Raw genomic sequence first — 23,641 nt, forward strand, 5'->3', positions numbered from 1 at the left:
GCAGCCAACCAAAATTATGACTGTTTAAGGCATGACGGTCTAACAGCGCAAAAAGTCGATGTCGGAGTCATTTTTCAAGAAATGCTAGGCACAGCGACTGCGGCCGCCTACTTGGCGAAAAACAACGTTCCTATGCACATAGCGCTCAGGGTCTTGACGCAAACCCATCGCAAGGCTACGAAGTGAGGGGATGGCTGTTGTTGCTGAGTCGCTAACGTACGAAACAAAGCTGTCATTTTGTTGTCATTCCCAGGCTAAAACACCCCAAAAACACCTCAAATAATGACAGCTTTCTTCTAGCTGCCTAGTTGATTCTAAAATTCAGTGGTGGAAACATCTGGGACCGAACTTGCCTCGCCAAGTGGCCCAGGCGCTATAAACCTTTTCTACGGTTTTGGTGTTGGTATGAGGTAGCCTTTGATGACGTGCTGGACCAAGGCTTGCGGCGCCTCGTTAAGGCAGTCAGTAAACTTACATATCCACCCACCAGTTGAGTAGGGTTTCATCATTGTCGTCATCGAGGTTGGCGTAGATATTGGCGAAGTACCATTCCACGCCCGTTGCTTCGCGGAAGGCGTCGAAGGGACTGTTGACGTTGTAAATGCCGTGGTGGCCTGACACGCTGAAGGTCAGATTTGGCCGTCCATGGTGCCGCCAAGCTGCTTTTGCACGTCGTACTCGAGCTGCTCGACTGCGGACTGGCTCACGGCGTCGGCATCGTAGATCTGGATGCAGAAGTTGCCGCCGCGCTTTAATACTTGTGCAGGGGAGAGCGGGTCGGCGATGTTTACGATGTCGCCGCGCGCCAGGTTCAGGGCCAAGCCGGGCGACGCCAGCAGTTCGAAGACGTGCTCGTCAATCTGGCGCGCCGGCAGAGTTTCGTATGTGGGGCCGTCGGTGTCTTCGTCTGCCAGTACGCGGATGTGTGGCATGCCTTTACAATTGATGTTTTCCATTAACTCTTTCATATTGCTGGTACGTTGCGGTGCGGGTCGCGCCAGCTAAATAGTTACGACAATATTGTGCAGGCTGCATGAGGAACGACATTTCTTTTCCATTTGTCGCATTCACTCATCCTGAAGTTTTGTCAAACCGTCTACTCCAAGGAATGCAAATTTTAACAAAACTGGAAAAAGCGCTGGGACTTAAACAGCCGAACGGCTCGGATGCCGAGCAAGATATCCTAATCCTGGCCCTGAAAGGAAAATGTACCGGCGACACCTATTACCACAACATGGATCAGTCCGTTTTTGACAGCGCTATGGAAGGTAACGAGGAGGAAGATTTTTATCACTTCTATGTTCGGCAGAGAACGATAGGTATTCAAGCGTTCAAAAAAGAAGTAGAAAACGATCTCTTGACTCTGTCTGGATGTCAGCTTCATGCCATCGTCCAGCATCATAATTATGATAGTGGCATATGGCTTCTAACGCAGATCATAGCGCAAGCAAAGTGTGAATTTGCTACAGCGCTGTGCATCTACTGGGCCAATCAGCCGGGCGATCACTATGCGCGATACGAGACACTCGATCTTGCTTGCGAGGACATCCATGCTCTATCCCATGCGAATGCCATGTTGCTCAATAAAATCGAATACAAGACAAAGCTAGGAATATTTGCACAGATCCTTCCCATTCCCGACGTTGCTTGTTTCTTGGATCGCAAGCCAGATTATTCAGTGAAGCCATTGATAAATATTCCAGTTGAACCCCGTGTACACTGGTGAAGAATAAAGCTTGGGCTACAGGCTGGGCCTATGGGGCCAGCCCGCCCAGAATCATCTCCTTGCTTTTTTGACTCCAGTGCACGCTCATCATCAACACCAGCACGATCTCCCGGCCTGTCCCAACAGCAGGATAGATCCACAGCTACCGTTCGCAAACTTTACGCAGAGCTCTAATCAGTTTTCGACTGAACAAGCTTTCACGGCACTCAACGCATCAGTCTGTGCCTGAATGGCAGAGCTGCCCCTTCCTCGCTTCGGTCCTGAAAAATTTCCCCATATGTAACTTGCCTGTCCAAAAGTACTGTGTAAAAATACAGTATCAACTTTCAAAAAGGACATCTCATGATCAGAGGCAGTTGCTGCTGTGGCTCAGTAAAGTTTGAACTGGCGTCGCCCCCGGGCATGATGGGCATGTGTCACTGTTCTCGTTGTCGGAAGGCCGGCGCGAGTGCCTTGGCCTTCGTTGATAAGAATTCATTTACCTTGCTGGAGGGGCGAGAATTTATTCAGCGATATGAGCCAGAGACTCCCTTTAAATATGCAAGAACTTTTTGTAGACACTGTGGGACTTCTTTGGGGGAAATTGACTCAGAAAATGATTCGTTTCCGATATCAGTTAACTGCCTGGATGATGACCCTGAGGTCAGCATACAATTTCATGTTTATGTCGGCTCCAAGCCCGCATGGTATGAAATTTGTGATAATGCAAAACAGTTTCAAGAAAGTCCTGCATAATAAAAAAGCCAGTCATTTGACTGGCTTTTTTATCGCACAAAATGTTGGGCAATGAATTAAGAAGATGGCGTTTCTTGGCTACGCAAGGAATTTATTTAGTTTCCCCAAGGATCAGTATACGGATCGCCTGAGCGGCAAGATTCGCGTGTTTGCTCCAATTTGTAAGAGGTCGACTGCCCCCACAGGACAATGGTTCTTCCATTGCAATTGAATTGTCCTTCGCCCACTTGCTCGCTGTAGCTGGCATCGGAATAGTATGCGTATGAAATGGAGTACGCAGCTGCCGCATAAGCATAGGCTGAAAAAGCTAATAATCCTACGGAAAACGTTGCAAAAATCGACTTTTTAAATGGCATTGTAAACCCTTTTAAATTGATGCGGTCAATGTTCTAGTGTGAAACGAAGTCCTGATAAGTGTATGACTTTTCAGAAATGCAAATCGATACTACCCAAATGAAATATTTGGGTCAATGATTATTCTTTGGTCATTTTTTACGTCCGCGGCTCAAAATAAGCGGTGTCACTCAGGAGTTTCCTGGAATAACTGTGACGTGTTGTGGATCCTTGACGATTGGCACAAACACTTCCCATTTATGTTGTATCGTGGGCTTTATAGTCTTGGCGCAGCTCACCGCAACATTTGATCCAGACAGGCCACGGCTCTTCGGAACCCATTCCACACGCAACAATACCGCGCATTTCGTCACCAGAATCTTCCGGTTCGGCTCCAAGACCCGCCACCGTGTGCCGTTTTTGGAATTCTCTGCTGCCATGAACTTTACTGCAGCATCCCTGATCTCAAATAAGCCATGTATATCACCGCGTGTCCTGTCCTCGTCAAGCGTGGTCGCGCGCGCCGATGAGACGCCAGCAACAAGAAAAACGGCGGCGACAAAGGAAGCGTACATGCGTCTATTCAAACGTAACGGTGCCAACATATTTACAATCCTTGCCAAGTCTGTTCGATATCAGATAGAGATATGGAAGCTTCCACATTTCCAATGTCTGCATTGTCACACAAGCTGCCGACAGCCTGCTCGTTTGCTGGCAGTATTGCCTCACGCATGTTGACTCTGCCTTCACAGTCTTGCGAATGCAGGAAGGATGGAACTGCCCCGTCTACAGTCAACAATCCCGGCTCCAGCTTTTTTGTTCTCCACTGGTGAGTGTGTAGTTTTCGTGGCACGATGAGAGGTTCATCGGGTTCTCATTAAACTGACAAGACGCACATGGCTTTTACTTTTCACCCGCTCTCCGATATTGCCAATGAAGAATGGCTCGTTCTGTTGAATCACCCGGACGTCATCCGCCACATGCCGCTCGCCACCGAAAGCTGGGATGAGCACGCTGTGATGGAATGGGCGAAAGGCAAGGACGCGCAGTGGCAAGCAAATGGCTATGGGCCGTGGGCTATCCGGAGTGATGGCGCGTTTGCCGGCTGGGGCGGTTTTCAGAAGGAAGGGCGCGAAGCTGACCTGGCACTGGTATTGCTCCCCGCGTTCTGGGGACATGGTCCTGCGCTGGTTCGCCGGTTCATGCACCTCCGGCTGGAACTGGGTATTGGCCCGGTCAGTATCCTGCTGCCGCCCAGCCGCACTCGCGTCAAGGGGCTTGCAAGAATCGGCTTCGCATTGGATTGCGAAGTGGAGTATAAAGGACAATGTTTTTTAAAGTTCCGGGCAATTGACTGAAATACAGGTGCGTGGCGGGGACGGAAACAGCCCTCATTTCCCGCAACTGCCATACTATGAATACGCCGACATGAGCGATACTTGTCGAAACAGGCTGCGGCCATATCATGGGTACAGCACGCCCAAGCGCGCTTACCTCCACCTTTGAAACCATGAAAAACATTACCGTAGAATATCGTCACAATTTTCCCCTTGATCCGGTCGATGTCGTCCGGGTTTTCGATCAGTCCGGAATCAAGCGCCCCACCGACAATCTCCCGAGAATCGCGCGCATGTTCGCCGCACCTTGCCTCTTGCTGTCGGCTTGGGTGGATAATGAGCTGGTGGGATTGGCCCGCTCGCTGACCGATTATGCCTATTGCTGCTATCTGTCGGATCTGGCCGTCAACAAGGATTATCAGGGCCTGGGAATTGGCAAGGAACTTGTCAAGCGGACCCGGGCCGTCATCGGCGACGATGTGTCCTTGATACTGCTCTCCGCCCCGGACGCCATGTCTTACTATCCGACGCTCGGTTTTGAGCCTGCCGGCAATGCCTACGTCATTCGGCGCAAACATTGAGCGATCGCTTCCAGGAACTTCTGCGCCCTATGAAACGCATCTACATCCTTGCCGAAGCCCTGGCAAAAGATCCCGGCCGTGTTGCCAAAACCCAGGCCCTCACCCTTGACAGTGCCAGGCCCTACATGGGCCTGAAAGGCAGGCACGGCCTGTTCGCTTCCACAACATGGTGGAAAAGCATCGAGGCCAAGCGCCTCCAGACGCAAACCTTGACGGGCATCATCGAAAGAACGTATTTCGCGGGCCAGGACAGCCGCCGTGGCGATCAGGTCAACAGCGTTACCTTGCGCCTGGCGGATGGCTCGGCAGTGGACGAGAGCATCTACATGAACGACAAACAGGACATCAAGCTGTTCGTGCCTGGCGCCATGGTGACGATGGTCTACGTGCTCGATGAGCTCAAGGCACAGCCAGCCGTCGACGGCAGCATCCACTACGCGCGAACCGTGCTGGAAGTGGCCATCTCCGTTAGACAAGATAAAGAGTAAGGGGGCCGCGCCATGCCGATGCTCCACTATCTGCACAAGCTTGATATTGGACAAGTTTTTAGCTGAAATTGGTTTGACCGCCCACCGCGCCAGGTCTAGAGTCATCAACAAGACCCAACCGACCCCGGCGCCCACACCATGGCCAAGCCTTTTCCCTTGAATCCCAAGAACCCCGAACGCATCTGCTGGGGCTGCGACAAGTATTGTCCGCCGGACGCCATGCGCTGCGGCAATGGTTCCGAGCGCACGCAGCATCCGATCGAGCTGTTTGGCGAGGGCTGGAATGACTGGGGGCTGGCGGCGGCCGACAAGGACGACAAGGACGAGAACCCGCCCTGATGGCAAGCGCAGCACGCGGCGCGCCGCTACAATCTCTTCATCGCGTCCGAGCTGAGGAGTCTCCATGCAAGAAGCCCTGTCCCGCTGGCTGGCAAGCAGCGCCGGCGATTACACCCTGGCCGAACACCCGGCCGTCCACACCATCGACGAGGCGCTGATCCACGTGCCAGCCATGCCCGGCCTGATGGTGAAGAACCTGTTCGTGCGCGATGAAAAGGGCCGGCGGCATTATCTCGTCATCGTGCCTTTCGACAAGCGCATCGACTTGGCGGCGCTGGGGCGGCTGTTGCCGGCCAGTAAGCTGAGCATGGCTTCGCCTGAACGCTTGCTCCAGCATCTGGGCATCACGCCGGGGTCCGTCAGCCTGTTTGCGCTGATCCACGACAGCGCGCAGGCGGTGGAACTGGTGCTGGACCATGCCGTATGGGAAGCTGGTTCTGTGCAAGCCCATCCCTTGCGCAATACGGCCACGGTGGCGCTGTCGCATGCCACCCTGGTCGATTTCCTCGCCCATACTGGACACGTACCCCGCATTCTGAGCGTGCCGGCGGCTGATTAAACGCGTTGTATCAATGCCCGGCCACGGACGCGCCGCCGCTGCGCCGTCCCGGCCGGAAACCGTGCGCGCGGGCCGACCAGGCGACGAGGAGCGCCAGCACCAGCAAGCTGACCATGGCCCACGGGAAGGCGTCCGCGCCCCACGTTTCCAGCAGGGCGCCGCCCACCACGCCCGCAGCCGCAATCGCGCCATTCCACGCCACCACGTTCATCGATAGCGCCACGTCGGCGCCACTGCCTGCCGTGTCGGCCAGCGCCGTCTGCAACAGCGTTGCCGCGCCGCCAAAGGACAAGCCCCAGACGGCCATGCCCAGGTAGATGACAGCGGGAATGTGCGATGCGACGCCCAGCACGAGGGCCGTCGCGGCGAACACGGCCAGGCTGGCCAGCACGGTGGCGCGCAAGTGGCGCTCGACCAGCTTGCCCGTGATCCAGATGCCGGCCATGGCGGCGGCGCCGAAGACGAGCAGCACCAGGTCGACTCGCTCCGTCAATCCGGCCGGCGCCACGAATGGGGCGATGTAGGTGTAGAGAATATTGTGGGCCAACATCCAGGCGATGACGACAGCCAGCACGGGGCGCACGCCCGGCGTCGTGAAGACGCGGCGCAAGGGCAGGCGCTCATGGACGGACTGGCCCGGGTAGTCCGGCACCTTGGCCAGCACCCAGGCGATGAGGATCAATGTCAGTGCGGAAATGATCCAGAACGCGGCGCGCCAGCCGACGAGCGAACCGAGCAAGGTGCCCAGCGGCACGCCCAGGGACAGGGCGACCGGTGCGCCCACCATGGCCAGCGCCAAGGCGCGGCCTTGCTGGTGTGGCGCCACCATGCGCCGCGCATAGCCGGCCAGCAAGCTCCACGCCAGTCCGGCCGCCATGCCGGCAAAGAAGCGGGCCGCCAGGGTCAGCCAGTAGTGCGACGACAGGGCCGTGACGGTATTGAACACGAGAAAGCCGATGATGGTCAGCAATAGCACGTTGCGGCGGCGCCAGCCGCGCGTGGCGATGGTGAGTGGAATGGCTGCCAGCAGGGAGCCGAGGGCATAGGCCGTGACCATTTGCCCGGCCAGCGCGGCGCTGATGCCGAGTCCAGAGCTGATCTGCGGCAGCAAGCCGGCGGGCAAGGTTTCCGTGACGATGCAGATAAAACCCGTCATGGCCAGGGCCAGCAGGCCGGCGACGGGGAGGCGGTCGGCCAGCGCGGGGCTGGCTCCGGTGGTGATAGTGGCGAGATTCACGGCAAACATCCTTGTAAAGAGATCAGGCGCAGGAGCGCCCCTGACCGTCGTTGCGGTACATATGTATCGATCGGTATAAATATAGGTGATGACGTGCCGCGTTGTCAATGACTTCTGTATCGAGTAGTATGTAAGTAAATGAGGAGGAGCGAAGGATGGCGCAAATGGGACGGCCGCGCACGTTCGACCGGCAGGCAGCGGTCGAGCAGGCCATGTTTTTATTCTGGCAGCAGGGATATGAATCGACGTCCTTGAGCCAGCTCAAGGCGAGCCTGGGCGGCGGCATTTCCGCGCCCAGTTTTTATGCGGCGTTCGGTTCGAAGGAAGCGCTGTTCCGCGAAGCGGCACAATGCTATCTGGACACGTTTGCCCGCGTGACGGAGTGCCTGTGGGATGATAGCCTTGCGCCGCGCGCGGCCATCGAGCTGGCCTTGCGCCAGTCGGCCAGCATGCAGTCCGAGCCGGGACATCCGCCCGGCTGCATGGTGGCGCTCGGCTGCATGAGCGCGCCGACGGCCGAACACGCGGCCGTGGCCGCGCCCCTCACGCAATCGCGCGCCCGCACGCGCGCCGGCTTCGTGCGCTGCGTCGAGCGGGGCATGGCCAGCGGCGACCTGCCTGGTGATATGGATGCCGTGGCGCTGGCGTCCGTCTTCGACAGCTTTCTGTCGGGCGTGGCTATCCAGGCCCGCGATGGCGTAGGCTACGCCGTGTTTGACTCTGCCATCACGCAAATCATGCGCGTGTGGGATGCCAACCGCTTGGCAGCCTAGGCCGTAAAGCGGAACTCCAGCACATCGTCGCCGTACTTGTCCGTCTCGCCCGTCGCGGTCCAGCCCAGGTAGCGGTAAAAACCGTAGGAGCGCGAGGCGGGGTCGTTGGAGCAGCCGAGGAACAGCCGTTGGTGGCCTTGCGCGCGCAGTTCCGTCATCACCAATTCCAGCAAGGTCTTGCCGATACCTAAGCCTTCGAATTCCGGCAGCAGGGCCAGGACGATGATTTCGCCCGTGTCGCGCTCGCCAAAGCAGTAGCCGACCAGCTGGCCGTCGTGATGGCAGACCTGGCCAGGCAGGCTGCCCGAGCGCATCATCTCGGCCCAGGAGTCGGCCGTGATGCCCACTTCCGCCAGGCGTTCCGCGGGAATGGCGTTTTGCCGCGTCTTGCCGCGCAAGTCGATGAAGGCGGGGGTGTCTTCCGCCTTGGCGGGATGGAAAGTAATCGATGTTGGGTGTGTCGTCATGTCTTTGCTCGATGGTGTGGGATGAATGGCGGGCAGGGCAGGATAAAAATCATTCCCAGGGTTTGCGCATGATTTTCGCGTGACGCTGCCAGTCAACTACTTTTGTATTCTCGATGGCCTGCTGGCCCGGGTTGCTGCTATCGATGATTTCATCCTTGACGATGATCAAGTCGTTTTTGTCATTCAGACGATATTCCCGATAACGCTCGCAATCCTGTCCGCGCCGCGCGGTGGCGATTAATGTGTCAGCCCGCCACGCATAGCTGTCTTCATAAAAGCATTGCGCCGCGCAGCCGCAATTGGCGATGCCGCCTTCGATTCTTTGATCGTTCATGCCGATATCCAGATTTGGAATGGCTGATAATGGCTTGTTGAAACTGTATTGCTTCGCCGGCGCATCCCATAGCCATACATCGGAACAGCGGATGCGCCCCTGGCTATCCGTATAGCCGGTGACCCACAGGTCGGCATGGCCGTCGAAATTCATGTCCAGCAGCAGCGCGTGCAAATTGCCCGTGCCGCTGCTGCTACAACTGCCATTGAGCCACTGTTTCCCGACTTTCAGCTGATACGTCTGTTTTTCATCGTGATTCGCATAACGGATATCGGCCGCTTGCCACACTTTGCCTGTCACTGCTTTATCCAGATGCAAGGTGCCAGCATAAACCGAGGTGGAAATCAGGGATAAAAGCAGAGCAATCAATTTCATGGCGATATTCGTGGACGGGCGTTGGGGCACAATACCCCGATTGCATCAGGCGGAGAGTGATCATACTGCAGGATTTGGGCAGTGCGCCACACCATTCCCTATCGTGCATTCTGCGCGGAACAGGGCTGTGTACAATGCCAAAAAATCCATGAACAAGGAATCTTTATGACATCCTCTCCCGAATCTTTGAATGAAGCGGGCATCCTCGCTTATAACGACGGTCATCATGCCGAGGCATTCAAGCAATTCGATGCGGCCGCGCGCACCGGCGATCCGGCCGGCCAGCATTTATTGGCCAGCCTGTATTACCAGGGCCATGGCGTGACGCAAGATTTGCCGAAAGCGGTGGAATTGTTTACGGCGGCAGCGCAGGCGGGTTTTCCGCCATCGCTGGCCAATCTGGCCCTGATGTATGCGAGCGGCGATGGCGTCGCGCAAGACATGGCGCAATCGCTCGCGTACGGCCGCCAGGCGGCCGAGGCGGGCGATGGCCAGTCGCAATTCAACCTGGCGCAGGCTTACCGCAAGGGCGATGGCGTACCGCAAGACTTTGCCGAAGCGGCGTTCTGGTACAAGCAGGCGGCCGAAGCCGGTTCCCTGTCGGCGCAGAATGAATATGGCTTGCTGTACGCGCAAGGGCAGGGCGTGGAGCTCGACTACGTGCAGGCGTATGCGTGGATCGCCATGCCGGCCGAGGCAGGCAGCGTGCAATCGATCAAGAACCGCGACCAGTTGCTGGAAATCCTCACGCCGTCACAGCAGCAGGCGGCGCGCGCGCTGGCTGCCGAGTATGCGGCGCAGTATGGCGTCAATCCCCACTAAAGTAACACCTAACAAAACCTACTGCGCGTCGTAATTTGCGGTCTGCGATGCTCACTGTACCTTCGTACAGTTGCGCTTCTCAACCACAACTTACTTCCGCTCGCTACGGTTTTGTTAGGCGTTGTTATTGGGATTTCCCAGGTAGTTTGCTCAGCACGCCGGCCGCGTCGAGTTCATAGCTGTCGAAATCGCGCGCCAGGAACAGTTCACCCGAATAATGCAGCCGGGCTTCCGCTTCCAGCTCGGCCATGCCGTCCGCATTATGGTAGCGGGCGCTGAAGTGGGTGAGGATCAGGTTCGGCAAGCGGGCCGCTTCGGCAAACTGCGCCACGCGCTGCACGGAGCTGTGCGTGGGGCCGGGCCCCACTTTCTGCAGCATGGCTTCCGTGTAGGTGGCTTCATGCACGAGCAATTGCGCGCCCGTGCAAGCCTCCGCCAGCAAGGCCGGCGTGTCGTTGTCGCCGCCTATCACCACCGTGGCGCGCTGCGTTTCCAACTGGCGGAAAGTGGCGGCGTTCAATACCGTGCCATCGTCGAGCAGCGCATCCTGGCCAGCTTGCAAGAGTCCCCACGCGGGGCCGGGCGGCACGCCCGCTGCCTGCAGGGCCGCCTTGTCCAGCTTCCACCTGCTCGTTTCCAGCGCGAAACGATAACCGACGCTCGGTGCGCGGTGCGACAGCGCATGGCGCGAAACGGTCAAGCCCGCTTCCTCGTAGACCACTGGCGCGCTGTCCACGTCGATGTGGATCAGCGGATACGTCAGGAACAGTTCCGTGTGCAGTAGCGTCGCGTCGATCCAGGCCTTGATGGCGGCCGGGGCGATCAGCAGCAAGGGCTTCTTGCGCCCCGTCATCGAGGCGCTGGCCAGCAGGCCCGGCAGCCCGTAGCTGTGGTCGCCATGTACGTGGGTGATGCAAATGCCCACCAGGTCGTGCACGGACAGGGGCAGGCGCTGCAGCCGGTGCTGCGTGGCTTCGCCGCAATCGATCATCCACCAGTCGCGGTTGTGCGTGGTTTGCAGGGCCAGCGACGTGACGTTGCGGTGGCGCGTGGGCACGCCGGAAGACGTGCCGAGAAAAGTCAGTTTGAACATGGGCGCATTATGCGGCAAGCCACCGCCGTTGCCAACGCGCCAGTCTTCAGCCTGCCAATGGCGCGCTCAATTTGTCCTTGTAGATACGCCCGTTCTTCATGATCAGCAGCAGGTTTTCTTCCGGCCGGGCCAGGAAATCGAGATTCTTCGCGGGGTCGCCATCGGCCACCAGCAAGTCGGCCAGCGCACCCGCGGCCAGGCGGCCCAAAGTGCCCGGGTAGGGCGAGCGCTGGCCGGACAGGGCCAGCAGTTCGCCATTTTGCCCCGTCGCCTGCGCCAGCAAGGTCAGGGGATCGTAAAAGCGCGTGAGTTTCGCCAACTGGCGGCCCTGCGTGGGCGTGTTTTTCGCGTTGAACAGGATATCCGTGCCCCAGCCCGTCCTGATGCCGTACTTTTGCGCCAGCGCATATGCCTTCACCGTGCCTTCCGAGACAATGGCCTGGCTGGCCTTGCGCGCCGCATCGGGGTAGACATTCGCATCCGCGTCTTGCAGGAAAGGCTGCAGGCTCCACCACGTGCCCGTGTCGCGCATCATGCGCACGGATTCGTCGTCCGCCAGCTGGCCATGCTCGATGCTGCGCACGCCTGCGCGGATGGCCCGCTGTATGCCTTTCGGCGTGTAGACGTGGGTCATCACATACGTGCCCCAGTCGGCGGCCGCTTCCACGCCTGCGCGCAGTTCGCGTTCCGAATACTGCGTGCTGTCGAGCGGGTCGTACATGGACGCGACACCGCCGCCAGCCATCATCTTGATTTGCGTCGCGCCCAGCATCAATTGTTCGCGCACGCGGCGCAGCACTTCCGCCTCGCCATCGGCGATCATGGCCATGCCCGCCGTTTCCGCCATGCCCAGCGGTGCATTCGCCGCACGGGGGATGTCGGAACGCAAACGGAAGTCGCCATGGCCCGAGGTTTGCGAAATCATGGCGCCCGACGGAAAGATGCGCGGACCGTCGACGATGCCTTCATCGATGGCGCGTTTCAATGCAAAGGCGGGGCCGCCAGGATCGCGCACGGATGTAAAGCCCCGCAGCAGGGTGCGCTGCGCTTCCTGCGCCGCCACCAGGTACAGATAGCCCACATCGGACGTCATGGCCGTCACCTGGTTGATGGCGGCGAGCATGGTGTGCCAGTGGGCGTCGATCAGGCCCGGCATCACCAGCTTGCCCTGGCAATCGATCACTTGCGCGCCGTCCACCTTTTCGCCGGCCGGCAGCAGGGCCGTAATGGTCGGGCCCGTCACCAGCACGTGGATGCCGGAGCGGGGCGCCTTGCCCGTGCCGTCGAACAGGCGCAGATTGGTCAACAGCAGGGGGCGCTGGGGCGTTTGCGGCTGCTGGGCGATGGCGTTGCCGGTGGACAGGCCGAGGCCGACGAAGGGTGCCAGCATGGCGGCCGCGCCGCCGAGAAATTGCCGGCGCCGCATGTCGGCCATCACCCGCTGGTGCAGGATGGTAAAGACGGTGCCGCCGCAGTCGCAGGCGCGCGGCTTCAAGCCGCCCGTTTGCCACGTATCGATCAGATGCTGCTCCTGTGCCAGTGCCATCGCCGCCATCCTTTCATCGCTGCCGCGCCAGGAGAGTGGCCGCAGGCAAAGTTAACAATAGAAAACTATTCCCATTGAAAGCCCGCAGCGTCGGCAAGTCAAGCGTGCACTTGCTTTACAGCAAAGAATGTAGCATCTGCCGTTAAAGGTACATGCTAAGGTGCATGCTGGCCGCCATCTTCCCCGTCGTCGGCCGTGTAGTCGACAAAGCCGTCGCGGCGGCAAAAGCTGGCCAGCTGCATGCCGGCCTGGCGCGCGATGCGGATGGCCAGCGAGGTGGGTGCCGAGATGGTGGCGACGAGCCCGATATGCATGCGCGCCGACTTGCGCACCAGTTCATAGCTGGCGCGGCTGGAGAGGAAGACGAAGCCGTCGTGCATGGCGATGCGGTGCAGGGCCAGGTAGCCGATCAACTTGTCCAGGCCGTTATGCCGGCCCACATCCTCGAACACTTTCACGATGGCACCTTCGGCCGTGCACCAGGCGGCCGCGTGCACGCCGCCCGTCTTGTGCATCAGCTCCTGGTACGGCAGCAGTTCGCGCGCGGCGCGGCCGAGGATGGCGCTGCTGGCCACCAGCGGCGGCAGGGGACGCGTGATCTTTTCCGGCACCAGGTCCAACAGGGCCAGGCTTTCGATGCCACACACGCCGCAACCGGTGCGCCCGGTCAGCGCGCGGCGGCGGGCCTTGAGCTTGACCAAATCCGGCTGCGCGATGGTCAGCCGCACTTCTGCGCTATCCTCGCCGCAACACACATCGAGGTCGTAGATGTCGCGCACGCTGCCGACGATGCCTTCGGTCAAGGTGAAGCCGACGGCGAATTCCTCCAGGTCGCGCGGCGTGGCCATCATCACCGCGTGGGCGATGCCGTTGTAGACGAGGGCCACCGGATACTCCTCGGCCACCATGTCGCGGCCCGCCGTGGCCACGCTCCCCTGGTGGCGTACCATGGGGACGTCCAGGTAACCGTCGCGTTCGATGGTGCTGATGCCGATATCGCATTCCATGATTTTTTCCTCCGGTTAATCGATCTGATAGCGCGGGCAGGGCCGTATCGACGGTGGCAGCGGGGCGCCATGCAATTCCAGCAGCGAGCGTTCCGTTTCCCGCGTCGTGGCGTTCAGGGCCAGGCAGTTGGGCGCCAGGCCGAACGGTTCGGCGATCTGCTGCGCGATGGCTTCCAGCGCAAACAGGGTGTAGGCGACAAAGACGGAAATGAGGGGCGTGGCCACGCCGATGGCGTCCACCAGGCCCAGCGGCAGTAAAAAACAGTACATGTAGACGGTGCGGTGCACCAGCACGCCGTACGGATATGGAATCGGCGTGTTCTTGATGCGCTCGCAACCGGCCACGGTGGCGGCCAGGTCGTTGAGCTGGGTGTCGAGCATCCACAGCAGCTGCGCCTGGCCCGGCTGGCGCTGCACGGCGTCGTGCAGCATCGCCCGCACCGTGTGCAGCACGGCGACGGGCCTGAAGTTCAGTCCCTGCAAGCGCTGCACTTCTTCGGCCGGCAGGTAGCGCGCCATGTCTTCCTGCGGGTCCGTCTGGCGCAACTGGTGCTTGAGCGCGTAGACGAAGGCGATCAGCCGGTTCATCAGCAACTCATGGTCCAGGCCGCTCGTTTCCCGTGGCAGATACGTGATCGCTTGCGAAGCCAGGGCCCGCGCGGCGATCAGCAATTGCCCCCAGATATGCCGCGCCTCGACAAAGCGCGCATAGCTGGCGTTATTGCGAAAGCCGAGAAAGATCGCCAGACTGATGCCGACCATGGGAAACGGCGCCGTATCGAGCGGAATCTTGATGCCGAAGATGCGGCCATCCGTCAGCAGGGCCAGCGAACTGACGACCAGCATCAGCAGCAATTGCGGGATGATGGCTTGCAGCACCGAGCCATCCCAGACGAACAGCATGCGAAACCAGTTGGTGGTGGGGCGGATAATCATGATGGAATGCGCATGCCGTGATGCCGGTTAATGTTTCCGAGGCACGACTTTGCCCTCGAAGACGTAGTATTGGAACAGGTTGTAGCCGATCATGATCGGCAGCATGGAACCCATGCCGATCAGCATGAAGATCAAGGTCGGTTCATCGGATGCGGCCGCCGCGATGCTCAGCTTGCCCGGCACGAGGTCGGGGAAGAAGCTGATGGCCAGGCCCGCGAACGAGGCCAGGAACAGCACGATGGCGCCGCGGAAGGGGCCGCGCACGCCGTTCACATGCACGGCCCACAGGATGTAGATGAAGGCGCTGGCGGCGATGGCGGCCAGGGCCAGCAGCACGCCGAACACGCCCGGCTGCGCCCAGCGGTCGTGGCCGATGGCGCTGAAGACCATGGTGCCGGCAGACAGCACGATGGCGGCCGCGACAGTCGCCAGCACGCTGGCCGTGGCATAGCGGCGCGCCGCCGCTTCCAGCTGGCCGCCCGTCTTCTTGATCAGGTAAGTGCTACCCAGGAGGCAATAACCGGCCACCACGCCCAGCGCCGTGCAGGCCGTGAAAATACCGCTCAGCCAGCCCGGCTGCAAGCCCGTGATGACCTCGCCCAGCACCACGCCTTGCGCCACGGCGGCCAGCAGGCTGCCCACGCCGAAGACCACGTCCCACAGGCGCTTGTTGCCGGCCGCATGGCGGAACTCGATCGAGGCGCCGCGCATGATCAGGCTGGCGATCAGCAGCATGATGGGAATGTACAACTGCTCCAGCAAGGTGGCATAGGCGCTGGGAAAGGCGCCGAACAGGGCGCCGCCCACCACCACCAGCCAGGTTTCGTTGGCGTCCCACACATGGGCGATCGATTGAAAGATCAGGTTGCGTTCCTGCTCGCGGCGGGTGAACAGGCTGAGGATGCCCACGCCCAGGTCGAAGCCGTCCGTGACCACGTAAAAGATCAGCATCAGGCCGATCAGGCCGAACCAGGCATTGCCCAGCATGGCATGCGAATTCATATCCATTACACACTCCTCGTCAGATAGCGGCGCATTTCAATACCCCGCGGCATGGGCGGCGTCCGGCAGCGGCAGCGCCACGTCCGGGCCTTGCTGCAGCCATTTCTTGGCAAACACAAAGAAGGTGACGAACAGCACGATGTAAAACAGGAAGAACATCAGCATGCTGCCGGCCACGGCGTGGGCCGCCACGTCGGAGACGGCGTCGCGCGTACGCAGCAGGCCATACACGACCCACGGCTGGCGTCCCACTTCGCGCACGATCCAGCCGCACTCGACGGCGATATACGGCAGCGGTATCGTCAGCACCCAGGCCAGCAGCAGTGTGCGCTTGCGCACGAACTCTTCCACGCGCCCGCCTACCTTGCGCCAGGCCATGAAGGTCCAGAACGACAGCAGCACGAACCACATGCCGATGCCGGCCATGGTGCGGAAGGCGTAGTACAGCAACGGCAGCATGGGCGGCTGGTCTTCGCGGGCGATGTCGGCCAGGCCCGTGATCTTGCCCGTGGCGCTATGCGTGGCAATCACGCTGAGCATGCCGGGCACTTCGATGGACCAGTCATTCTTTTGCTCCGCCTGGTTAGGCCAGGCCAGCAGGGACCAGGCCGCACCCTCGCCATCAGGATTCGTGTGCCAGTGGCCTTCGATGGCCGCGCCCTTGGCTGGCTGGGTCTTGAAGACGTCGACGCCGCTCGAATCGCCGAGCCAGACCTGCAAGGGTGCGATGACCAGCAGCAACATCAGCGCCAGCTTGAACGAGCGGGCGAAGAAGGCCGGTTCGCGGCGCTTGAACATATACCAGGCGGAAATGCCGGCGATGACGAACAAGCCCGTTTCCACGGCGGCCACCCACATGTGGCCCACGGCCCAGGCCATGTCGGGATTGAAGATGGCAGCCACGTAATCGGTGACGATGATCTTGCCGTCGACCACGCGCACGCCGGCCGGCGTCTGCATCCAGGAATTGGCGACCATGATCCAGAACGAGGAAATGCTCGACCCGAGCGCCACCATGCCGGTGGCAAACAGGTGCACGCCCTTCGGTACGCGGCCCCAGCCGAACATCATGATGCCGATGAAGCCCGCTTCCAGCATGAAGGCCATGGCGCCCTCGAAGCCGAGGATGTTGCCGATGAACTGGCCGGAATGGTGCGAAAACGGCGCCCAGTTGGTGCCGAACTGGAATTCCAGGGGAATCCCGCTGACGACGCCGACGGCAAAGTTCAGCACCAGCAGCTTGCTCCAGAAGCGCGCGTGACGGTAGTAGACGGGGTCGCTGGTGCGCAGCCACAGCGCCTCGACAACAAACAGGAACAGCGACAGGCTGATCGTCAATATGGGCCACAGGATGTGGAAGATGGCCGTCATCGCAAATTGCGCGCGCGACAGGTCCAGGGTATCGAAACCGAACATGGCGTTCTCCTGTTCAGCTGACTGCGGCCGAAGGCGACAGCAGCACGGGAATGGATTTGAAGGTCGGTGTGCGCGAGCCTTCGCCCACGCTGTCGAGCGGCACCAGCGGATTGGTTTCCGGGTAGTAGGCGCCGATGCAGCCGCGCGGGATGTCGTACTCGACCAGCAGGAAACGGTCGGCGCGGCGGGCTATGCCGTCATCCCACACGCCGATCAGGTCGACCCAGTCGCCGGCCGCAAAGCCCAGCATGGCCAGGTCGTCCTTGTTGATGAAGACGACCCGGCGCTGGCCGAACACGCCACGGTAGCGGTCGTCCATGGCGTAGATCGTCGTGTTGTACTGGTCGTGCGAACGCGTGGTCATCAGCACCATCAGGCGCTCGCCATATTGCTGGCGCGCACGGTGGATCGGCGTATCGAGTTCGATGGCATTGACGAGGAATTGCGCCTTGCCGCTTTGCGTCTTCCACACGCGTTCGCGCGAGGCAATTTCCAGATGGAAACCGCCGGGCTTGGCCACGCGCAAGTTGTAGTCGAAAAAGTCGTCGAACACTTGCTCGATGGAATCGCGCAACAGCGCATAGTTGCCGGCATAGCGCAGCCAGTCGATCTTTTCGCTGCCCAGGGTCGCCTGCGCCATGCCGGCCACGATGGCGATTTCCGAACGCAGATTGGGTGAGGCGGGCTGGTTCATGCCGAACGAGATGTGCACCATGCTCATGGAATCCTCCACCGTCACGCCTTGCGCCACGCCCGCCTGCACGTCGATTTCCGTGCGTCCCAGGGTGGGCAGGATCAGCGCATCCTTGCCGTGCACGAGGTGGCTGCGGTTGAGCTTGGTGGCGATGTGCACGGTCAGGTCGCACGAACGCAGCGCGTCCCACGTGCGCGGCGTGTCCGGCGTGGCCATCGAGAAATTGCCGCCGAGCGCGACAAACACTTTGACCTTTTTCTCCAGCATCGCTGCTATGGTGCCGACGGCATCGTAGCCGTGGTGGCGCGGCGGCTCGAAGTTGAAGACCAGGCCCAGGCGGTCGAGGAATTCTTTGGTCGGCTGTTCCTCGATGCCCATGGTGCGGTCGCCCTGCACGTTCGAGTGGCCGCGCACGGGGCACAGTCCCGCGCCGCGCTTGCCGATATTGCCGCGCATCATCATCAAGTTCGACAGGATTTGCACGGTGGCCAGCGAATTCTTGTGCTGCGTCACGCCCATGCCCCAGGTAGAGATGACGGCCTTGCCCTTCACATAGATTTGCGTGAGCTCTTCGATCTTGTCGCGCGCCACGCCCGATTCGGCCAGCAGCAAGTCCCAGCTTTCCGCGCGCAGGTCGGCCGCGAAGGCGTCGAAGCCCGTCGTGTGTTCGGCGATGAAATCGCAGTCGAGCACGCGCTCCTGGCCGTGGGCGCTGGCCTCGTCATCGAGTTCGACGACGCGCTTGGCCATGGCCTTGATCAGTGCGAAGTCGCCGCCCAATGTCGGGCAGATGAACAGCGAACAGATGTTCGTGCTGCCGCCCGTCAGCATTTCCAGCGGATGCTGCGGGCTGGTGAAGCGTTCCAGGCCCCGTTCGTGCAATGGGTTGATGGAAACGATGGTGGCGCCGCGGCGCGACGCTTCGCGCAATTCGCCCAGCATGCGCGGGTGGTTGGTAGCCGGATTCTGGCCGAACAGCAGCAGGGTGTCCGCATGCTCGAAGTCGTCCAGCAGCACCGTGCCCTTGCCGATGCCCACGGTTTCCGGCAAGCCGCGGCTGGTGGCTTCGTGGCACAGGTTGGAGCAATCGGGGAAGTTATTGGTGCCGTAGGCGCGCACGAACAGTTGGTACAGGAAAGCCGCTTCGTTGCTGGCGCGGCCCGACGTATAGAAGGCGGCCTGGTTCGGGTCGTCCAGCGCATGCAGGTGGTGCGCCACGAGGGCGAAGGCGTCGTCCCAGGAAATGGCCTGGTATTTGTCGCTTGCGGCGTCGTACACCATGGGGTCCGTCAAGCGGCCATGTTGCTCCAGATCATAGTCCGACTGCTCCATCAGTTCGGTGACAGTGTGTTCCTGGAAAAACTCGGGGCGCACGCGCTTGCTCGTCGATTCGGCGGCCACGGCCTTGACGCCGTTTTCGCAGAATTCGAACGTCGACGCGTGTTCGCGGTCGGGCCAGGCGCAGCCGGGACAGTCGAAACCGTCGGGCTGGTTTTGCTCGAACAGGGAGCGGTAATTGCCTGCGCTGACTTTTTCCTTGAACAGATTGATGGCCACATACTTGAGGGCACCCCAACCGGCCGCGGCATGGGTGTAGGGCGCGATGCGCGCGTCGGACTTTGGCTTGCTCATGATGACTCTCCTGGTGATGTGCGATGGGACAATCACATGGTAGGGGCGGCGGCCTGCCCCGTAGGCGCACAGTTCCGGACAAAAAAACAGAGTACAGATGGCAAGACGACGATGCCGGTCGCGCCGGCGCCGGCCGTGATCTATGATGTGGACAAGGAGAAAAAATATGCAAAAGGAAGAAGGAATCGATGCGGCGCTGATCGCGCTGCTGGCGCTGCTGTGGCAAGCGCGCCAGGAGGCGCCGGTGAGACCATGGTCGCTGGCCAAGCTGGCCAAGCGGGCGGGAGTACAGATGAGCACTTTGCTGCGCCAGCTCAATGCGCTGTCCAGCGCGGGACTGGTGGTGGTCGCCACGGCGGAGAGCGGCGGCGGCAGCGCGCTACTCAGCGCGGCGGGCGCGGAACTGTGCGCCAGCGTCTTTACTGCACCGCCAGCGGAATAGATCGCGTCTGTACTCTATCGGCTGGCGCCGGACTGTACCTCTTTGCCTGCTTCCATTCGTCCTATGCTGGACACAGACGAATGCACATCAAGGGGAAGCACAATGAACACCATCCTGTATCCGCAGCCAGCGCTCCGGCAGCCAGACTATAGTGAGCCATGCGTGGATATGCTGGGCCGCCCCCTGACGGACTTGCGCATTTCCGTCATCGACCAGTGCAATTTCCGCTGCACCTATTGCATGCCGGCCGAACTGTACCCCAGCGATTACCCGTTTCTTCCCTCCAGCGAGCGCCTGTCCTTCGCGCAGATCGAAACCATGGCGCGCGCCTTCGTGCGCCTCGGCGTCGATAAAATCCGCATCACGGGCGGCGAGCCGCTGCTGCGCAAGAACCTGGAACGGCTGATCGAAATGCTGGCGAGCCTCACCACGCCGGACGGGCGCGCCGTGAGCATCGCGCTGACGACGAATGGCAGCTTGCTGGCGGCCAAGGCGCGTTCGCTGAAGGATGCGGGCCTGGAGCGGGTCACCGTCAGCCTCGACAGTCTTGACAATGGTATTTTCCAGCGCATGAATGGCGTCGATTTTCCTGTCGAGAAAGTGCTGCACGGTATCGAGGTAGCGCAAGCCGTGGGCTTGACTCCCGTGAAGGTCAACATGGTCGTGCAGAAAGGCGTCAACGATAGCCAGATCGTGCCGCTGGCGCGCCATTTCCGCCACACGGGCGTGATCCTGCGCCTGATCGAATTCATGGACGTGGGCGGCATCGGCGCCTGGTCGCGCACGCACGTCGTCACGTCCGAGGCGGCGCGCGCGCTGATCGCCGCCGCATTTCCCCTCGTGTCGCTGGGCGAAGGCAAGCCTGTCTTGCACGAAACGGCCAGCCGCTACCGCTACCTTGATGGCGGCGGCGAAGTGGGTTTCATTTCCAGCGTGTCGCAGCCGTTCTGCGGCGACTGCAGCCGCGTGCGCGTGTCGTCGGACGGCAAACTGTTTACCTGCCTGTTTGCCCACGACGGCCTCGACCTGCGGCCCCGGCTTGACTCGGTGAAAGGACTGGAAGCCCTGCTGCGCCAGCACTGGCAGCGACGTGGCGACCGCTACTCGGAAGTGCGCGGCGCGTTGGCCCAGGTTGGCGGGCGCAAGCAGTATCCCACCGTGCGCATGTCGCTGGTGGGAGGGTGACGGGACTGCGTGAAATGCCTACAGGAATTCGGTGATGAGCTTACCGAGCAGAATAATGGCTTGCTCGACGCCCACGCTCCAAGGATAACTGTAGTTGAGGCGGATGCAATGCTTGTAGGCCTGGCTGACGGAAAACATGCGGCCCGGACCCACCGTGATCTTGCATTCCAGCGCGCGCCGGTACAACTGCATGGAATCTATATTGCCGGGCAGCTCCACCCACAGCACGTAGCCGCCCTGCGGGTGCGAGATTTTCGTGCCGGCAGGAAAGAAGCGCAGCACGGCGGCCGCCATGATGCGCGCTTGCTGGGCATACGCCTTGCGGGTGCGGCGTAGATGCTGTTCGTAGCCGTCGTTTTGCAGGTATTCGGCGATGGCCAGCTGGGGAAACGAGGACGTGGCCAGGGTATTGAGGAATTTGAGCTCTTCCACCTTGCCCCGGTAGCGTCCGGCCAGGGCCCAGCCCACGCGCTGCGCCGAACTGAGGCTCTTGGAAAACGAGGAGCAGTGCAGCACCAGGCCCTTGCGGTCGTACGATTTGAGCGAGGACGGATGGGCATCGCCGTAATACAGTTCGTTGTAGACGCCGTTTTCGATGGCGGGCACGTCGTGCTGCTCCAGCAGCTGGTACAGGGCCCGCTTGCGCTGGTCGGACATCTGGAAGCCCAGCGGATTCTGGAAGTTCGGCATCACCATGACGGCGGCGATGGGCTGGCGGGCCATGATGTCGGCCAGCGCCTCGATGCTGATGCCGTCGTACGGATCGGTGGATACTTCCACCACCTTCATGCCCAGTCGTTCGACGGCCATCAGCATGGCATAGAAGGTGGGCGACTCGACGGCGATGGTGTCGCCCGGCTTGGCCACGGCTTGCAGGCACAGGTTGATCGCTTCCGTGGCGCCCACGGTGACGATGATTTCGTCGGGATCGACGGCCAGGCCGTTCTCCATGTAGCGGCGGGCGATTTCGCGGATCAGCTGCGGATTACCCGGCGGCAGGTCGTCCGTCACGTTCCACGCGCGGTTGCGGCGCGCCACGGCGCCCGCATACTGGTTGATGCGCTCCCAGGGAAACAGCGAAGGGTCGGGGTAGGGCGAGCCCAGCGGGATGGCGTCGTGCAAGCCGATCGAGCGCAGGGTCGACAGCACCAGGCGGCTGACGTGCACTTCCGCCGGCACGGGGCTGGGATGCGACGCCTGCATGCACATGGCGGGCGCGGCCGTGTCGCTGGCGCGCGGGCGCACGAAGTAGCCGGACTGGGGCCGGCTTTCGATCACGCCCATGCTTTCCAGCTTGACGTAGGCGCGCAGCACCGTGGTGATGCTCAGCTTGTGCTGCTGGCTGGTCTGGCGCACGGAGGGAATGCGTTCGCCGGGCAAGAGCACGCCCTTGGCCACCAGTTGCTCGATGTCGCTGACGAGCTTTTCATACAATTTCATGCAATGGTATCCATTCTTTGATTCTTGCTCTACGTCATTGCATTATCGTCCAATTCATGACTACCTATAGTTACAGTTATCGCATGTTGCCAAAATGAAACTGCCATCCGGCACTTCTGGTTTACCATCCACATAGAAAATGAAAAAAGGAATATCGGTCATGGCAATTCCACAAAGCATGCTGTCCGTCGTCGCGCGCGACGAAGTGCATTTGCAGTTCAATGTGAAGGCCGGCGTTGAACCGGAGCAGCTGTTCAAGGTGCTGGGCAAGCTGTGGGAGTCCGAGGTCACGGGCATCCTGGATCCCACCCTGAATCGCCACCATCAGTTGACGGGCGGCACGGCCAACGTGGTACTGGGATTCAAGCCCGAGCTGTGGCGCGCCGCTTGCCCGGGTTGCGTGCCGGACAATATGGCGTCGTTCGGCCAAGACCTGGTGGGCGCCAACGGCAAGATGGCGCCGGCCACCCAGCACGATTTCTGGGTCTGGATCACGCAGTCGAACGCGGCCACCCTGTACGACAGCATGCGCACGACGCTCACCTTGCTGAGTCCTTTCGCCGAGCTGGCCAGCGAGCAGGTGTGTTTTCCGTATCACAATAACGTGACGTTCGACGGCTTTGCCGACGGCGTCGCCAACCCGAATCCGTTTCGCGCCAAGGGCGTGGCCATCATTCCGGACGGTGAAGTGGGCGCGGGCGGCTCCACCGTGCTGCTGCAAAAATGGCGCATGGATGTGGAACGCCTGCGCGCCTTGCCCGTGCACGCGGCGGAGCAGGTGTGGGGCCGCACCAAGGCCGGCAGCCATGAACTGTCGCCGCTGCCCGTCGATTCCCACGTGGGCCGCAACCAGTTCATCCGCGATGGCGAGGAAGTCGATATCGTGCGCCGCAATGCCAATTACGCCAATGCCAGCGAGGCGGGCGTCATGTTTGTCGGTTTCTGCAAGGACATCACGGTGACCATGGGCATGCTGCGGCAAATGTACGGCGTAGGCTATGATGGCGTCACCAAGACGGACCGGCTGCTGGATTTTTCCACGGCGCTGTCGTCGGCGATCTATTTTGTGCCCAGCATCGATGCCTTGCTGGCCGTGGGTATTTCGCCGGCGGATCCCGGCTGAGGGCCGTCCCGGCGGTCCC

The 23,641-nt window shown here is 60.6% G+C and carries 26 protein-coding genes; 12 read left to right on the top strand and 14 right to left on the bottom strand.

All coding sequences use genetic code 11. From position 1 onward, the window contains the following. Positions 1-471: 471 nt before the first annotated feature. Positions 472-621 carry a hypothetical protein gene (locus LSO07_RS09500; RefSeq protein WP_225317232.1) on the bottom strand — a complete coding sequence of 50 codons (150 nt, stop codon included), beginning with the start codon at positions 619-621 and terminating at the stop codon, positions 472-474. Positions 622-629: 8 nt separating this feature from the next. Then, positions 630-956 carry a DUF4265 domain-containing protein gene (locus LSO07_RS09505; protein WP_225317233.1) on the bottom strand — a complete coding sequence of 109 codons (327 nt, stop codon included), beginning with the start codon at positions 954-956 and terminating at the stop codon, positions 630-632. A 77-nt stretch (positions 957-1,033) separates the two neighbouring features. On the opposite strand from LSO07_RS09505, the gene LSO07_RS09510 reads away from it, so the two are divergent. Continuing rightward, complete coding sequence (locus tag LSO07_RS09510) at positions 1,034-1,726, top strand: DUF4274 domain-containing protein (RefSeq protein WP_151093539.1); 693 nt, start codon at positions 1,034-1,036, stop codon at positions 1,724-1,726. 402 nt (positions 1,727-2,128) lie between these two features. After that, positions 2,129-2,461, top strand: coding sequence for a GFA family protein (locus LSO07_RS09515; RefSeq protein ID WP_442905275.1), 333 nt, complete (start codon positions 2,129-2,131; stop codon positions 2,459-2,461). A 524-nt stretch (positions 2,462-2,985) separates the two neighbouring features. Here LSO07_RS09515 and LSO07_RS09520 read toward each other — a convergent pair. Then, the gene (locus LSO07_RS09520; protein WP_151093543.1) at positions 2,986-3,369 is read right to left on the bottom strand and encodes a hypothetical protein; all 384 of its coding nucleotides are present in this window, start codon (positions 3,367-3,369) and stop codon (positions 2,986-2,988) included. A 321-nt stretch (positions 3,370-3,690) separates the two neighbouring features. Here LSO07_RS09520 and LSO07_RS09525 point away from each other — a divergent pair, with 321 nt between their 5' ends. The 5 genes from LSO07_RS09525 to LSO07_RS09545 all read left to right on the top strand — a co-directional run bounded on the left by LSO07_RS09525 (position 3,691) and on the right by LSO07_RS09545 (position 6,098). After that, positions 3,691-4,152: a GNAT family N-acetyltransferase gene (locus tag LSO07_RS09525; RefSeq protein ID WP_151093545.1), complete on the top strand. Its 462-nt coding sequence runs from the start codon at positions 3,691-3,693 to the stop codon at positions 4,150-4,152. A gap of 152 nt (positions 4,153-4,304) precedes the next feature. Beyond that, entirely contained in the window at positions 4,305-4,712 is a 408-nt protein-coding gene (locus tag LSO07_RS09530; protein ID WP_151093547.1) for a GNAT family N-acetyltransferase, read from the top strand. Between the two features lie 29 nt (positions 4,713-4,741). Beyond that, positions 4,742-5,200, top strand: coding sequence for a hypothetical protein (locus LSO07_RS09535; protein ID WP_151093549.1), 459 nt, complete (start codon positions 4,742-4,744; stop codon positions 5,198-5,200). A gap of 138 nt (positions 5,201-5,338) precedes the next feature. After that, positions 5,339-5,539 carry a DUF3079 domain-containing protein gene (locus LSO07_RS09540; protein WP_151093551.1) on the top strand — a complete coding sequence of 67 codons (201 nt, stop codon included), beginning with the start codon at positions 5,339-5,341 and terminating at the stop codon, positions 5,537-5,539. Between the two features lie 64 nt (positions 5,540-5,603). Continuing rightward, complete coding sequence (locus LSO07_RS09545; protein WP_151093553.1) at positions 5,604-6,098, top strand: prolyl-tRNA synthetase associated domain-containing protein; 495 nt, start codon at positions 5,604-5,606, stop codon at positions 6,096-6,098. A gap of 10 nt (positions 6,099-6,108) precedes the next feature. Here the strand turns inward: LSO07_RS09545 and LSO07_RS09550 are convergent, their stop codons facing one another. After that, complete coding sequence (locus LSO07_RS09550) at positions 6,109-7,254, bottom strand: MFS transporter (RefSeq protein WP_208672488.1); 1,146 nt, start codon at positions 7,252-7,254, stop codon at positions 6,109-6,111. Between the two features lie 236 nt (positions 7,255-7,490). Between LSO07_RS09550 and LSO07_RS09555 the strand changes: the two genes are divergently transcribed. Beyond that, a complete protein-coding gene (locus LSO07_RS09555) occupies positions 7,491-8,108 on the top strand; it encodes a TetR/AcrR family transcriptional regulator (RefSeq protein ID WP_070255220.1) in 618 nt (205 codons plus the stop codon). On the opposite strand, the gene LSO07_RS09560 is transcribed toward LSO07_RS09555, so the two are convergent. Further along, entirely contained in the window at positions 8,105-8,575 is a 471-nt protein-coding gene (locus LSO07_RS09560) for a GNAT family N-acetyltransferase (RefSeq protein WP_099387083.1), read from the bottom strand. The genes LSO07_RS09555 and LSO07_RS09560 overlap by 4 nt on opposite strands. Before the next feature lie 49 nt (positions 8,576-8,624). After that, positions 8,625-9,284, bottom strand: coding sequence for an XAC2610-related protein (locus tag LSO07_RS09565; RefSeq protein ID WP_208672457.1), 660 nt, complete (start codon positions 9,282-9,284; stop codon positions 8,625-8,627). 165 nt (positions 9,285-9,449) lie between these two features. On the opposite strand from LSO07_RS09565, the gene LSO07_RS09570 reads away from it, so the two are divergent. After that, positions 9,450-10,106, top strand: a complete 657-nt coding sequence (locus tag LSO07_RS09570) for a tetratricopeptide repeat protein (RefSeq protein ID WP_151093559.1) — start codon at positions 9,450-9,452, stop codon at positions 10,104-10,106. 124 nt (positions 10,107-10,230) lie between these two features. Here the strand turns inward: LSO07_RS09570 and LSO07_RS09575 are convergent, their stop codons facing one another. The 7 genes from LSO07_RS09575 to LSO07_RS09605 form a co-directional block, all read right to left on the bottom strand. Continuing rightward, entirely contained in the window at positions 10,231-11,199 is a 969-nt protein-coding gene (locus tag LSO07_RS09575; protein ID WP_151093562.1) for a ribonuclease Z, read from the bottom strand. 46 nt (positions 11,200-11,245) lie between these two features. Beyond that, positions 11,246-12,745, bottom strand: a complete 1,500-nt coding sequence (locus LSO07_RS09580) for a metal-dependent hydrolase family protein (RefSeq protein ID WP_151093564.1) — start codon at positions 12,743-12,745, stop codon at positions 11,246-11,248. A 155-nt stretch (positions 12,746-12,900) separates the two neighbouring features. Then, complete coding sequence (fdhD, locus tag LSO07_RS09585; RefSeq protein WP_151093566.1) at positions 12,901-13,752, bottom strand: formate dehydrogenase accessory sulfurtransferase FdhD; 852 nt, start codon at positions 13,750-13,752, stop codon at positions 12,901-12,903. Between the two features lie 15 nt (positions 13,753-13,767). Continuing rightward, positions 13,768-14,688: a bestrophin family protein gene (locus tag LSO07_RS09590; RefSeq protein WP_151093568.1), complete on the bottom strand. Its 921-nt coding sequence runs from the start codon at positions 14,686-14,688 to the stop codon at positions 13,768-13,770. A gap of 27 nt (positions 14,689-14,715) precedes the next feature. Then, positions 14,716-15,696 carry a cytochrome d ubiquinol oxidase subunit II gene (locus LSO07_RS09595; RefSeq protein WP_151093570.1) on the bottom strand — a complete coding sequence of 327 codons (981 nt, stop codon included), beginning with the start codon at positions 15,694-15,696 and terminating at the stop codon, positions 14,716-14,718. A 30-nt stretch (positions 15,697-15,726) separates the two neighbouring features. Beyond that, the gene (locus tag LSO07_RS09600; RefSeq protein WP_151093572.1) at positions 15,727-17,106 is read right to left on the bottom strand and encodes a cytochrome ubiquinol oxidase subunit I; all 1,380 of its coding nucleotides are present in this window, start codon (positions 17,104-17,106) and stop codon (positions 15,727-15,729) included. Between the two features lie 13 nt (positions 17,107-17,119). Then, positions 17,120-19,432, bottom strand: coding sequence for an FdhF/YdeP family oxidoreductase (locus LSO07_RS09605; protein WP_151093574.1), 2,313 nt, complete (start codon positions 19,430-19,432; stop codon positions 17,120-17,122). Between the two features lie 166 nt (positions 19,433-19,598). Between LSO07_RS09605 and LSO07_RS09610 the strand changes: the two genes are divergently transcribed. Further along, positions 19,599-19,874 carry a helix-turn-helix domain-containing protein gene (locus LSO07_RS09610; protein WP_099388509.1) on the top strand — a complete coding sequence of 92 codons (276 nt, stop codon included), beginning with the start codon at positions 19,599-19,601 and terminating at the stop codon, positions 19,872-19,874. Between the two features lie 102 nt (positions 19,875-19,976). After that, complete coding sequence (gene moaA, locus LSO07_RS09615; RefSeq protein WP_151093576.1) at positions 19,977-21,059, top strand: GTP 3',8-cyclase MoaA; 1,083 nt, start codon at positions 19,977-19,979, stop codon at positions 21,057-21,059. 18 nt (positions 21,060-21,077) lie between these two features. On the opposite strand, the gene LSO07_RS09620 is transcribed toward moaA, so the two are convergent. Next, complete coding sequence (locus LSO07_RS09620; protein WP_070278540.1) at positions 21,078-22,499, bottom strand: aminotransferase-like domain-containing protein; 1,422 nt, start codon at positions 22,497-22,499, stop codon at positions 21,078-21,080. A gap of 160 nt (positions 22,500-22,659) precedes the next feature. Here LSO07_RS09620 and LSO07_RS09625 point away from each other — a divergent pair, with 160 nt between their 5' ends. Continuing rightward, the gene (locus tag LSO07_RS09625; protein ID WP_191909610.1) at positions 22,660-23,622 is read left to right on the top strand and encodes a Dyp-type peroxidase; all 963 of its coding nucleotides are present in this window, start codon (positions 22,660-22,662) and stop codon (positions 23,620-23,622) included. Positions 23,623-23,641 lie beyond the last annotated feature (19 nt).

The sequence above is a fragment of the Janthinobacterium sp. PLB04 genome, assembly GCF_021165895.1.
Taxonomy (GTDB): domain Bacteria; phylum Pseudomonadota; class Gammaproteobacteria; order Burkholderiales; family Burkholderiaceae_D; genus Janthinobacterium; species Janthinobacterium lividum.